This window comes from Deltaproteobacteria bacterium, from assembly GCA_005879795.1.
In the GTDB taxonomy this organism is placed as follows: Bacteria; Desulfobacterota; Binatia; order DP-6; family DP-6; genus DP-6.
The window spans coordinates 1-11,919 of record VBKJ01000056.1 but is presented as its reverse complement, the minus strand read 5'-3'; the positions used below and the strand labels follow the sequence as shown (position 1 = coordinate 11,919).

Below are 11,919 nucleotides of genomic sequence, written 5' to 3'. Positions count from 1 at the left end.
CTCGTCGAAGAAATCCTCGAGCGCGAGCGCCCGCTGGCGTGCCGCCTCGTCGCGCGGGTAGAGTGGCGGTGCGGGCTGGAGGCGTTCGAGCGCCTCGATGATGCGCGTCGAGTCCGCGATCGCCTGCCCGTCGAGCAACAGGATGGGCAGCTTCATCTGCCCGGTCGTCCACAGCGCCCGCGGCACGTAGCTCAACGCGAGCGCCCGGCGCACGTGCGGGATGCGCTTCCAGTCGAGCGCCCAGCGCGCCTTCTCGTTGAAGTGCGAGATCGGGAAGTGCCAGAGGACGGGAGGCGCCATCACTCGATCGCCCCGGGCAGCCGCTCGAGGCAGCCGTTCCACCCCCCTAGAGGGTCGGCGAGCCGAGTCAAGACGGGTGGCAACTCGCTCCGCCCCGGGGTAGAGTCACGCCATGCGCTTGCGCCGGGGATGGGGACCGATGGCGGGCCTGGCGCTGGCGGGGCTCCTCCTGGTGGGCGCGTGCGGCGCCGAGCGGCGGCACGCCGCGCACTCCGACGACGACCCGGGCGATTTCTCGGCCGACCGGTTCGACGACCTCGACGAGGAGGGCACGATGACCGACCTCCTCGACCCGGAGGAGCGGGACGCGACGGAGCGCTCGGAGCTCCCGGGCGACGCGCGCCCCGGCGCGGACAAGCAGAACGCCGGCGACACGGCGGGCAAGGTCGGCCTCTCGGTCCTCACCGTGGCGCTCTCGCTGGGCGCCGCGGTCGCGCCCTTCCTCCTCTTCTAGACCATCGCTCGCGCCGCGCCGTGCGCGCGATGAAGTCGACCACCACGCGGGCCAGCTCCTCTCCCTTGTCCTCCTGGAGGAAGTGGCCCGCGCCGGCGATGGTCGTGTGTGGCTGGCCCTGCGCGCCCGGGATCGCCTGCTGGAGGAGGCGGTCGGCGCCGCCGGTGATCGGATCCGAGTCGCTGAAGGCGGTCAGGAACGGCTTCGTCCAGCGGCCGAGCATCTCCCACGCCGCGCGGTTCGGCATCGCGGCGGGGTCGTCGGGCGTCACCGGCACGAGCATCGGGAACTGCCGGGCGCCGGCCTTGTAGCGGTCGTCGGGGAAGGGCGCGTCGTAGGCGGCGACGATCTCGGGCGCCAGGTCCGTCACGCAGCCGCCCTTCACGATGCCGCCCACGTGGAAGTGGAGCGTCTCCTGCGAGTACTGGCGCCAGGCGAGGAAGGCCGGCCCCGCGGGCCGGTCGCCGGTGGGGAGGAACGTGTTGGCGGCCACGATCCGGGCGAAGAATTCCGGCTGCTCGGCGGCGAGCCGGAGGCCGATGAGCCCGCCCCAGTCCTGGCAGACGAGCGTGATGCGCCGGAGGTCGAGCCGCTCGAGCACGCCGCGCATCCAGTCCACGTGACGCTGGTAGGTGTAGTCCTCGCGCCGGACGGGCTTGTCGGAGCGGCCGAAGCCGACCAGGTCGGGCGCGATCACGCGGTGGCCCGCGGCGCCGATGACGGGGATCATCTTCCGATAGAGGTACGACCAGGACGGCTCGCCGTGCAGCAGGAGGACGGGGACGGCGTCGCGCGGGCCCTCGTCGACGTAGTGGATGCGGAGGCCCTCCACCTCGACGTAGTGCGGCGCGAACCGGTGGCCGGCGAGGTTCGTGAAGCGGTCGTCGGGGGTGCGGACCGCCTCCATCTAGAGCTTCGCGATCACGCGGTCGGCGAAATCGTGCAGGCCGCGCGTGACGGCCTCCGTGTCGAACCCCGGCGGCCCCGTGGTGACGCGCGACACGCCGAGGTCCTGGAGCCGGCGCACGGCGTCCAGGTCGGGGCGGCCCCGGCCGGCGCTCAGCTCGATCTCCTCGGGCTTCCGTCCGATGCGGCGGCACTCCGCGCGCAGCGTGGCGAAGAGCGCCTGGAGCTTCTCGGGCTCGCCGACCGCCGGGAAGAACCCGTCGCCGTAGCGTGCCGCGCGGCGCGCGGCCCACTCGCCGTGGCCCCCGACGACGATCGGCACGCCGGGCTTCTGCACGGGCTTGGGATTCGACTCGAGCGGTGCCCAGTGGAAGAACTTCCCCGCGAACGCTTCCGGCGTCTCCTTCCAGAGCGAGCGGATGGCGCGCACCGCCTCGCGCGTGCGCGCCGCACGCTCCGCGAACGGGACGCCGAGCGCGTCGAACTCCTCCTCGAGCCAGCCGATCCCGATGCCGAGGATCGCGCGCCCGCCGGAGAGGACGTCCAGCGTCGCCACCTCCTTCGCGACGTAGATCGGATGGCGCTGCGGGAGGATCAGGATGCCGGTCGCGAGGCGGAGCTTCTTGGTCACCGCGGCGGCGAAGGCGAGGGGCAGGATCGGGTCGGGGATGGGCACGTTCTCGGGCCCGGGGATCCTGCCCGAGGGATCGTAGGGGTACCTCGACCGGTACCCCACCGGGATGACGACGTGCTCGACCGTCCAGATCGACTCGAAGCCCGTCTCCTCGGCGGTGCGCGCGAGGTGTGCGAGAGGCTCGGGGAACCCGAACGGGCCGGCGTTGGCATACGCGATGCCGAACTTCATGCTCGATTGCCGCGGAGGCTACGGCGGGGCTCGCACAAAGACAAGGGGTGCGCTACGAGACGGCCGTGAGCTGGCAGCCCGAGGTCGACGAGATCAAGCGCCGCGTGGAGCTGGCCCAGCGGATGGGCGGGCCCGAGAACGTCGCACGCCAGCACGCGGGCGGCAAGCTCACGGTGCGCGAGCGCATCGAGCGCCTGCTCGATCCCGGCACCTTCCACGAGACGGGTGCGCTGACCGGCAAGGCCAGCTACCAGGACGGCCGCCTGGTCGAGATCGTGCCGGCGAACTTCGTGCTGGGTACCGGACGGATCGACGGCCGCCGTGTCGTCGTCGGCGGCGACGACTTCACGGTCCGCGGCGGCGCCGCCGACGCGGCGATCGCCAACAAGCAGGGCTACGGCGAGCTCATGGCGCGCGAGCTGCGGCTGCCCATCGTCCGCCTCGTCGACGGCACGGGCGGCGGCGGCAGCGTCAAGACGCTCGACGAGATGAAGCGCACCTACGTGCCCGCGAACCCATCCTGGGACGTGGTCGTCGCCCTCCTCTCCGAGGTGCCGGTGGTGGGCGCCTGCATGGGCTCGGTCGCCGGCCTCGGTGCGGCCCGCGTCGTGACCTCGCACTTCGCGCTCATGGTCAGGGAGACGAGCCAGCTCTTCGTCGCCGGCCCGCCGGTCGTCGAGCGCGGCGTCGGCGAGCAGGTCAGCAAGGAGGAGCTCGGCGGCTCGCACGTCCACGCGCGGGGGAGCGGCGCCGTCGACAACGAGGTGGAGAGCGAGGACGAGGCGTTCGCGCACATCCGGAGGCTCCTCTCCTACCTGCCGTCGAACGTGTGGCAGGTGCCCCCGCGGCGTCCACCCGACGACGATCCCGGACGGCGCGAGGAGGTTCTGCTCTCGATCATCCCGCGCAACCGCCGGCGCGGCTACGACGTCAGGCGGCTCCTCGCCCTGGTCCTCGACCGCGACTCGTTCTTCGAGATCGGCCGCGGGTACGGCCGTCCGCTCGTGACCGGCCTCGCGCGCCTCGACGGCTACCCGGTCGGCGTGCTCGCCAACGACCCGCTGCAGGGCGGCGGCGGGCTCGACGCACCGGCGAGCGACAAGATGGTCCGCTTCGTCGACCTCTGCGACACCTTCCACCTCCCGTGCGTCAACTTCGTCGACCAGCCGGGCTTCCTGATCGGCACCGCGGCCGAGCGTGCGGGGACGATCCGCGTCGGCGCGCGCGCCCTGGCCGCGGTCTACCAGGCGACGGTGCCGTGGGTGTCGATCATCGTGCGGCGCGTGTTCGGCGTGGCGGGCGCGGCGCACGGGAACGCGCAGCGCCTGAACCTCCGCTACGCCTGGCCCTCGGGCGACTGGGGCTCGCTGCCGATCGAGGGCGGCGTGCAGGCCGCCTACCGCCGCGACATCGAGGCGGCGCCCGACCCGGAGGCGCGGCGGCGGGAGCTCGAGGCGAAGCTCGACGCGCTGCGCTCGCCCTTCCGCACCGCCGAGGCCTTCGGCATCGAGGAGATGATCGACCCGCGCGACACGCGCCCGCTCCTCTGCGACTGGGTCGCGATGGCCTACGACCTGCTGCCGGTGGAGCTGGGACCGAAGCGGCGCGGGTGCCGGCCGTGAGCGACGGCGCCGTGCGGAGCCCCGGAGTGGGGAAGGTGGTGGAGGTGCTGGTGTCGGTGGGCACCGCGGTGGCGGAGGGGGACGAGGTGGCGGTCGTCGAGTCGATGAAGGTGGAGATCCCGGTGACGGCGCCGAGCGCGGGCACGGTGGCGGCGATCAGGGTGGCCGCGGGCGACCCGGTGCAGACGGGGGATCTGCTGCTAACGATCGCGCGTTAGATCGGTCCGGTCCGTTGCGTGGGCGCCGTGGGGCGAGCGTCAGGCCGCGCGTTCCACCCGGCAGCGCACGTGGCGATGGTGCGGGATGCCGGTGAACGGATCGCGGTCGGTCACATCGGTGAGCTCGTTCTGGTTCGCGCCCTGCACCGTGCCGTCGGCCGAGACCATGCCGAAGCCGTTCGGCATCCAGACGTGCCCGGCCATGAGCTTCGCGTCGACCTGCGCGGGCAGCGTCACGCTTCCGCGGCGGGTCGAGACCCGGACCGGGTCGCCGTTGCGAACCCCGATCGTCCTCGCGTCGTCGGGCGAGAGGTTGAGGGCGCAGTGCGGACCCTTGCCCTTGCGCCACGCGGGGTCGCGCTGGATCGTGTTCGCGGTCCAGCGGGTGCGCAGTCCCGCCGCCAGCACGAAGGGAAAATGCGGATCGGTGGCCGGCTCGGTCGCGATCGCGCGGCGGATCTCCGGCAGCATCGCCTCGGGCGCGAGACGGATCTTCCCGTCCGGGAAGCCGAGATGGTCCTCCAGGTTCGTTTCCAGGCGCTGGCGCGCCATCTCGACGCCCTCGGGATGGGCGAGGAACCGCCGGAAGAGCTCGCTCCCGATCTCGAACGGCAGCTTCCCCTCCCACTCGGGCCCGAGGGTCCGCAGCACGCTGTCGGGACGGAACATGGCGTTCAGATGCGCGATGAAGAACATCGCCGCGAGCGCGGGCGAGGGGAGATGGGGCCCGAGCGTGCGATAGGCCCACACCAGCATCTCGTGCTCGCCGCCCCGCGCGGCCCCCTGCGCGGTCCCGAGAAACGTCATCGCGCCCGCGGGCGTGAGCGCGTCCGTCGCGAGCGCGTGGAGCTCTGCCGGCGGCGGGGGGTAGAGCCCCATCGCCTCGCAGAGCCGCACGTAGATCTCCGGCTCCGGCAGGGCGTCCGGCGGCGGGGACACGACGGGCGGCCGGACCTGCATGTAGATCTCCGGGACGCCACGCGGGAACGCGGAGGTCTCCCACTTCTCGTACCCGACCGGGGTGGGGAGCACGTAGTCCGCGAGGCGCGCGGTCTCGGTCATGGCGGGATCGATCACGACGAGGAGATCGAGCCGCGCGCGCGCCGCGCGCCAGCGCGACGCGTCCGAGTAGGAGAGGAGCGGGTTCGAGCCCTCGACGATGATCGCGCGGATCCGCTCCGGGTGCTCGAGGAGGACCTCCTCGGGCACGAGCGTCGGCGAGAACATGCCGCCGTTGCCGAGCGCGCGGATGGCCGGGATCCCCGAGGCGAGCGCGCGCTCGGGCTCCTTCACACGCGCCGGGTCCTGCATGGGCGGCAGGAACGACTCGAGGAACATGCACCCGCCCGGCCGGCCCAGGTTGTCGGTGAGCACGAGCAGCACGCGGATCAGGTACGAGACGAGGGTGGAAAAGGGCGTCTGCTCGACCCCGAGGTCGAAGAAGATCGCCGCCGACTCCGCCTCGGCGAACCCGCGCGCCGTCTCGCGGATGGCATCCACCTCGAGCCCGCAGCGCGCCGCCATGCGGGCGACGTCGACCGACGCCAGCTCGGCGCGGAGCTGCTCGAGCCCGATCGTGTGACCGTCGACGAAGGCCCGGTCGGCGAGCCCCTCGCGCACGATCACGGCCGCCATGGCGAGCAGGAGGTAGACGTCCGTTCCCGGCTGCACACGCAGATGCCGCGTCGCGGTGCGTGTCGTCTCGGTCTCGCGCGGATCGACAACGACCACCGTGCGTCCCGGGTCCTCGGCCAGCGTCTTGAAGGTGTCGGTCGCGTTGTGGCCGCGGTTGGAGATCTTGGGATTCGTTCCGAGCACGAGGAGAAAGCGCGCCCGCGCCGTGTCGGCGTGGAGAAAGGTGGCCGGCGAGGCGTCGAACATCCACTGGTCGAGGAGGCTGTGCTGCGTCTTCTCCTGCGCGAAGGCGTTGAACCATCGTCGCGAGCCCGTGCCGCGGAGGAAGGCCATCGCGTACGGCGCATCCATGTGGTTGCCCTGCCCGCCGATGCCGACCAGCGCGATCGCCCGCGGCGAGTGGCGCGCCCGGACCTCGTTCAGCCGGGCGGCGATCTCGGCGATCGCCGTGGTCCAGTCGATCCGTTCGAACGTGCCGTCGGGCCGGCGGCGCAGCGGGTGCCGCACCCGGTCGCCGTGCTCGACGTAGTGGGCGATGCCGAAGGCCTTGTTGCAGACGTAGCCCCTCGTGATGGGGTTCGTCTCGTCGCCGCGCACGGCCACGATGCGGCCGTCCTTCACATCGACGCGCAGCCCGCAGTTGTGGCTGCAGAGCACGCACACGGTGGGCAGGTTCGCCCCGTCCTGGGTCATCGTCCGTCCTCCCTTCGATATGCCGGCCCCGGCCGGGCCTGCATGTCGCGCGCGGTCACGGGCTCGCCGCAGTGCTCGCAGGTGAGACGGAGCGTCGCGACGCGCCCGCACCGGCGGTGCACGCGCTCGACGGGCGGCCCCTGCGCGCCCGCCGTGTGCTTGTCGCCCCATCCGGCGATCATCACGACGACGCCGTAGAGGTCGAGGCCCTTCTCCGTCAGCCGATACTCGCAGCGCGGCGGGCGATCCTGGTAGCGCTCACGCCGGAGCACGCCGTGCTGCACGAGCTTCCCGAGCCGATCGGCGAGGCGGTGCCGGGTGATCCCGAGGCTCGCCTGGAACGCCTCGAAGCGGCGCGTCCCGAGGAACGCGTCGCGCAGGATGAGGAGCGTCCAGCGGTCGCCGATCACGGAGAGCGTCCGCGCGATCGTGCAGTCGAGCTTGCCGACCTCGCTCCAGCGCACGCCGCGGTATAGTTCCAAAATGGAACCTATTGCAACAGGGGGGGACTCGCGTGACGATCGGTTGCCAAGCTCGGCTGCGAGCACTAGACGGGACGCGTGAAAGTGCTCGCCGCGGTGGCCGTCGCCTGTGTCATCGCGGGCCTCCTCTACCTGAGCCTCGACTCGGGACGGTTCGCCCCGCCCGCCGAGCGCGCCTTCTCCATGCCCCTCGTCGGTCTCGGCGTGATCTTCGCCGGCAGCGCGTGGGCGGCGTCGAAGAGCGGCTACCCGCAGCGCGTGCCCTTCTTCACCGGCCTCGCGGTCGGCGTCGGCGGCTACGCGCTCGTCCGGCTCTTCATCCGGTAGACGCGGCCGCGCGCTGCAGCGCCATCGTGCTGCGCTTGCGCCCGTAGAAGAAGTAGATCCCGAGGCCGATCACCAGCCACACGACCAGCCGCATCCAGTTCTCCCACCCGAGGCTGCACATGAGCCAGAAGTTCATCCCCATGCCGGCGAGCGGAACGAGCGGCATGAGCGGGGTTCGGAAGGGACGCTCGAGCTGCGGGTTCGTCCGCCGCATGATCCAGACCGCCGCACACACGATGACGAACGCCATCAACGTGCCGATGTTGACCAGCTCGGCCAGGATGCGGAGCGGGAAGAGCGCGGCCACGATCGCGACCAGCACGCCGGTCAGGATGGTCGCCTTGTGCGGCGTGCGGAAGCGCGGGTGCACCGCGGCGAAGAACCCGCGCGGGATGAGCCCGTCGCGCGCCATGGCGAGGAGCACGCGTGCCTGGCTCAGCAGCAGCACGAGCAGCACGCTCGTGATGCCGACGACGGCGCCGAGCGAGATGATGAACACCGCCACCGGGAGGCCGCGCGCCGCGAAGGCGCTCGCAACGGGCGCCTCGATGTCGATCTGCGTGTACGGGACCATGCCCGTCAGTACGGCGGCCACCAATATATAGAGCACCGTGCACAGCGCGAGGGAGGTGATGATCCCGATCGGCACGTCGCGCTTCGGGTTGCGGGCCTCCTCCGCGTGCGTCGACACCGAGTCGAAGCCGATGTAGGCGAAGAACACGTAGGAGGCTCCCTGCATCACCCCCTGCCACCCGAAGGGGAGGAAGGGGCGCCAGTTCTGCGGCCGCACGTAGCCCGCGCCGAGCCCGATCACGAGCAGCACCACGATGACCTTGAGAACCACCATCGCCGCGTTGAAGCCGGCGCTCTCGCGTATGCCGATGACGAGGACGACGGTGATGAAGAGCACTACCAGCGCCGCGGGGAGGTTGCAGTACGCCCCGGTCGCCGTCCACAGGTGCGTCATCTGGTCGATGTCGATGGGCGTCTTCGTCCAGCGTTCGGGGATGGTTACCCCGAAGATGTTCAGGAAGGAGAGGAAGTAGTGCGACCAGCCGTGCGCCACGGTGCTCGACGCGACGGCGTACTCGAGCACGAGGTCCCAGCCGATGATCCACGCGAACAGCTCGCCGAGGGTCGCGTAAGCGTAGGTGTAGGCGCTGCCGGCGACCGGCACCATGGAGGCGAACTCCGCGTAGCAGAGCGCGGCGAGGGCACAGCCAATGCCGGCGACGACGAATGAGAGGATGAGTCCAGGCCCCGCCTTGTCGTGGGCGGCGAGTCCGGTCAGCACGAAGATGCCCGCGCCGATGATGGCACCCACGCCGAGGGCCGTCAGGCTCACGGGCCCGAGTACGCGGCGGAGCCGGTGCTCGCCCTCCATCTCGGCGAGCAGCACCTCCACCGGCTTGACGGCGAAGAGCTGGCTCCCCTGCCTCATGGCCCCACCCCCGCGCGGGCGCTCCCGGACCGCCACCCCCATCTCGTCCCCGTATTACAGGTCCGCCCGGGGCGAGTCGAGTCAACGCGTGCGCCGGAGCACGGCGGCGACGTGTGCGGCATAGGCCGACTGGAGCCGCCGCGTCACCGGCCCCGGGCGCCCGGGGCCGACGGCGCGGCCGTCGATCCGGACGACCGGAAGGATCTCGATCGTGGAGGCGGTGAGGAAGATCTCCCGCGCGCGGCGAAGGCGCGGGGCCGCGATCCGTTCCTCGCGCACGCGGAGCCCGGCCCGGCGCGCGAGCGCGATCACGAGCGCGCGCGTCACGCCGGGCAGGATGCCGGATGCGCGCGGCGGCGTGACGAGGGCGCCGCGCTCGACCAGGAAGACGTTCGCGCTGGTCGCCTCGGTCACCTCGCCGGCGGCGGTCACGTAGAGGCCCTCGGCCGCGCCGCGCCGCGAGGCGGTGACGCGACCGACGACGGCGCTCGGGTGGCCGACCAGCTTCAAGCCTCCCCACGGCGCGCCCGCGTCGCGCGGGAAGGGGAGAAGGACGACCGGTATGCCCTCGCGCCGGCGCGGCTCGAGGTGCGCGGGCAGCTGCCGCGCGCTGAGCAGCAGGGTCGGGCGCGCGCGCCGCTCCGGTGCCAGCCCCTCGCCCGCGACGCCGCGCGTGACGGTCAGGCGCACCGCTGCGTCGGCGAGCCCGGCGCGCGCGACCAGGAGGCGCGCCCGGCGCTCCCACCCGCGTGCGGGGCCGGGCGCGGGCAGGCCGAGGGCGCGCGCCGCGCCCGCCAGGCGACGGAGATGCGCGGCGGTCGCGAACGGCAGGCCGCCGTAGGTCCGCCACGTGTCGTAGACGCCGTCGCCGTGGAGAAGGCCGCGGTCGAGGGCCGAGACGCGGGCGTCACGGGCGGGCAGGAAGCGCCCGTTCAGCCAGACGAGCACAGCTCCAGCTCGGGGCGCGCGTCCTCGCCGAGGGCGAGGCGCAGCGCGGCCGTCTTGAGCCACGCCTCGGCGAGCTCACGCTCCGGGTCCGAGTCGGCGACGATGCCGCCGCCGGCGTGGTAGCGGACGACGCCTCCGGCCACGAGCGCGGTCCGGATGGCGAGGCCGAGCTCCAGGTCGCCGCTCGGATGGAAGAGGCCGAAGGCGCCGGTGTAGGCACCGCGCGGCACCGGCTCGAGCTCGCGGATGATCTCCATGGCGCGCGCCTTGGGTGCACCGGTGATCGAGCCGCCGGGGAAGGTCGCGCGCAGGAGATCCGCGAGGCCCACGTCCGGTCGCACCCGACCGACGACCGAGGACACGAGGTGATGCACGGTCGGGTGGCTCTCGAGGCGCGCGTATGCCTCGACCGCGACCGATCCGATGTCCGCCACCCGCCCGAGGTCGTTGCGCTCGAGGTCGACGATCATCACGTGCTCGGCCCGCTCCTTCGCATCCGCGACCAGCTCCGCGGCGAGCGCGGCGTCGCGCGCGCGCCCCGCGCCGCGCGGGCGCGTGCCCTTGATGGGCCGCGTCTCCACCCGCTCGCCGCGGCGGCGGAGGAAGAGCTCCGGCGAGTTGGCGAGGAGGCAGGCATCGCCCACGTCGAGGTAGCCGCCGTGGGGCACCGGGTGGCGGCGCGCGAGCGCGGCGAAGAGCGCCCACGCCGGCGCTGCGAGCGGCGCCGCGTACGGCTGCGTGAGGTTCACCTGGTAGGCGTCGCCCGCGGCCAGGTAGTCGAGGATGCGGCGGACGGCGGCCAGATAGCGCTCGCGCGGGAGGAGCGGGGCGAGCGGCCCCGTCGCGATCGGCCCCGCCCAGGCGGGCGCGGGGGCGGCGAGCCGCTCGAGCCACGGAACGCGCGCGCTCGCCGGCTCCGCGCACGCGAGCGCGTACTGCCCGCGGCTCCGGTCGTGGACGAGCACCGGGTCGTAGCGGGAGAGGACGGCGAGCGGCACGTCGGGCGCGCGCGCCGCGCCGTCGCGCGCCGGGGCGGTGAAGCGGCCGAATTCGTAGGCCAGGTAGCCGACGGCGCCTCCATAGGGGAAGGGCAGGGGCGGCCCCTCGGCGACGAAGCGCTCGACGGCGGCGAGGGGGTCGCCGGCTTCGCGCCGGCCGTCCCGCTCGACGTGCCCGTCGGCGAGGACGCGGAGCTGCGCCCGCGGCGCGCAGCCGAGCAGCGTCACGGGCTCGGCGGCGTCCGGCACCTCGAGCAGGAACGCGCCCGGCTCGGTGCCGAGGCTCGCCAGCACCTCCAGCGGATCGCGGCGGAGCGCCAGCGGCACGACGCGCATGGCGGTGGAGCTGATGGCGGAGTGACCCTCAGTGCCTGGCGATCGGAGTGAGCTGATTCGCCGCCAGGCGCCAACGTCCCTGCTGATTGACCCACACGCTGAGCATGCGGTACTCGCCGCCCGCTTCCTTGCCGCTGTACCTCCCCTTCAAGGTGATCCGGCTGGCGGCGACGGCTGTATCTCCGTAGACGTGGACCGCTTCGATCTGGCGCGCGGTTGCCTCGACTCCGGTAGCGCCGGACTTGAGGTTCTCGAGGCGCTGCTTCTTGGTGAGGAGCGCTCCGTGGGGATTGATGAACGTGTAGTCGTCCGTCCAGATGTCATCGAGGGCCGCGACATCCCGCTTAGCCACGGCGGCGCTGTTTGCGGCGACGCGGTCAGCCAGCCCCGCGGGCATGCCCGCTTCAGTGGCTGCCGGGGCTGGTTCGTTGCCCGTAGCCAGCGACGAAACGGCGAGACCGATCGTCGCAAGCCAGAAGAGCGCTCGCGTCATGAGGTGTCCCCCTTTCGGAAGAAGCAGGCAGTACACCAACTCGGCCCGCGCCTTCAACATGGAGCGCTGATTCGTTCCGTTCCGGCCACGGAACGGAGCATGGACGGGATCGATCTGCGCTCCGCTCGTCCCGCTAGCGGGCGTCGCCGATGTTTCGCGTCCGCGCTTGCGTCCCGCTGATCGAGCGTCTAGCGTCGGCCT

The 11,919-nt window shown here is 72.6% G+C and carries 13 protein-coding genes; 4 read left to right on the top strand and 9 right to left on the bottom strand.

Going from position 1 to position 11,919, the window contains the following annotated elements; genetic code table 11:
- Nucleotides 1-300, bottom strand: a 300-nt coding sequence (locus E6J59_03055; protein ID TMB22893.1) for a glutathione S-transferase family protein, incomplete at its 3' end; no start/stop codon positions are given.
- Between the two features lie 112 nt (nt 301-412).
- Between E6J59_03055 and E6J59_03050 the strand changes: the two genes are divergently transcribed.
- The gene (locus E6J59_03050; protein ID TMB22892.1) at nt 413-754 is read left to right on the top strand and encodes a hypothetical protein; all 342 of its coding nucleotides are present in this window, start codon (nt 413-415) and stop codon (nt 752-754) included.
- Here the strand turns inward: E6J59_03050 and E6J59_03045 are convergent.
- Together E6J59_03045 and E6J59_03040 are read right to left on the bottom strand one after the other, a co-directional pair.
- Nucleotides 702-1,661 (bottom strand): alpha/beta fold hydrolase, encoded by a 960-nt coding sequence (locus E6J59_03045; protein ID TMB22891.1) that lies wholly within the window; start codon nt 1,659-1,661, stop codon nt 702-704. The genes E6J59_03050 and E6J59_03045 overlap by 53 nt on opposite strands.
- Complete coding sequence (locus E6J59_03040; GenBank protein ID TMB22890.1) at nt 1,662-2,525, bottom strand: LLM class F420-dependent oxidoreductase; 864 nt, start codon at nt 2,523-2,525, stop codon at nt 1,662-1,664.
- A gap of 65 nt (nt 2,526-2,590) precedes the next feature.
- On the opposite strand from E6J59_03040, the gene E6J59_03035 reads away from it, so the two are divergent.
- Both E6J59_03035 and E6J59_03030 read left to right on the top strand, forming a co-directional pair.
- Nucleotides 2,591-4,147, top strand: a complete 1,557-nt coding sequence (locus E6J59_03035; protein TMB22889.1) for a methylmalonyl-CoA carboxyltransferase — start codon at nt 2,591-2,593, stop codon at nt 4,145-4,147.
- Complete coding sequence (locus E6J59_03030; GenBank protein TMB22888.1) at nt 3,784-4,365, top strand: acetyl-CoA carboxylase biotin carboxyl carrier protein subunit; 582 nt, start codon at nt 3,784-3,786, stop codon at nt 4,363-4,365. The genes E6J59_03035 and E6J59_03030 overlap by 364 nt, the downstream gene beginning before the upstream one ends.
- 39 nt (nt 4,366-4,404) lie before the next feature.
- Here E6J59_03030 and E6J59_03025 read toward each other — a convergent pair whose 3' ends face one another.
- Together E6J59_03025 and E6J59_03020 are read right to left on the bottom strand one after the other, a co-directional pair.
- Complete coding sequence (locus E6J59_03025; protein ID TMB22887.1) at nt 4,405-6,693, bottom strand: molybdopterin oxidoreductase family protein; 2,289 nt, start codon at nt 6,691-6,693, stop codon at nt 4,405-4,407.
- Nucleotides 6,690-7,157: a helix-turn-helix transcriptional regulator gene (locus E6J59_03020; protein TMB22886.1), complete on the bottom strand. Its 468-nt coding sequence runs from the start codon at nt 7,155-7,157 to the stop codon at nt 6,690-6,692. Before E6J59_03020 ends, E6J59_03025 begins: the two co-directional genes overlap by 4 nt.
- Before the next feature lie 96 nt (nt 7,158-7,253).
- Between E6J59_03020 and E6J59_03015 the strand changes: the two genes are divergently transcribed.
- On the top strand, nt 7,254-7,502 hold the full coding sequence (locus tag E6J59_03015; GenBank protein TMB22885.1) for a hypothetical protein: 249 nt from the start codon (nt 7,254-7,256) through the stop codon (nt 7,500-7,502).
- On the opposite strand, the gene E6J59_03010 is transcribed toward E6J59_03015, so the two are convergent.
- From E6J59_03010 to E6J59_02995, 4 genes are all read right to left on the bottom strand, one after another.
- Entirely contained in the window at nt 7,492-8,943 is a 1,452-nt protein-coding gene (locus E6J59_03010; GenBank protein TMB22884.1) for an amino acid permease, read from the bottom strand. The genes E6J59_03015 and E6J59_03010 overlap by 11 nt on opposite strands.
- A gap of 81 nt (nt 8,944-9,024) precedes the next feature.
- Entirely contained in the window at nt 9,025-9,954 is a 930-nt protein-coding gene (locus tag E6J59_03005; protein TMB22883.1) for a D-amino acid aminotransferase, read from the bottom strand.
- Nucleotides 9,876-11,225, bottom strand: coding sequence for an anthranilate synthase component I family protein (locus tag E6J59_03000; GenBank protein TMB22882.1), 1,350 nt, complete (start codon nt 11,223-11,225; stop codon nt 9,876-9,878). Before E6J59_03000 ends, E6J59_03005 begins: the two co-directional genes overlap by 79 nt.
- Before the next feature lie 28 nt (nt 11,226-11,253).
- Nucleotides 11,254-11,778 carry a nuclear transport factor 2 family protein gene (locus E6J59_02995; protein TMB22881.1) on the bottom strand — a complete coding sequence of 175 codons (525 nt, stop codon included), beginning with the start codon at nt 11,776-11,778 and terminating at the stop codon, nt 11,254-11,256.
- Nucleotides 11,779-11,919 lie beyond the last annotated feature (141 nt).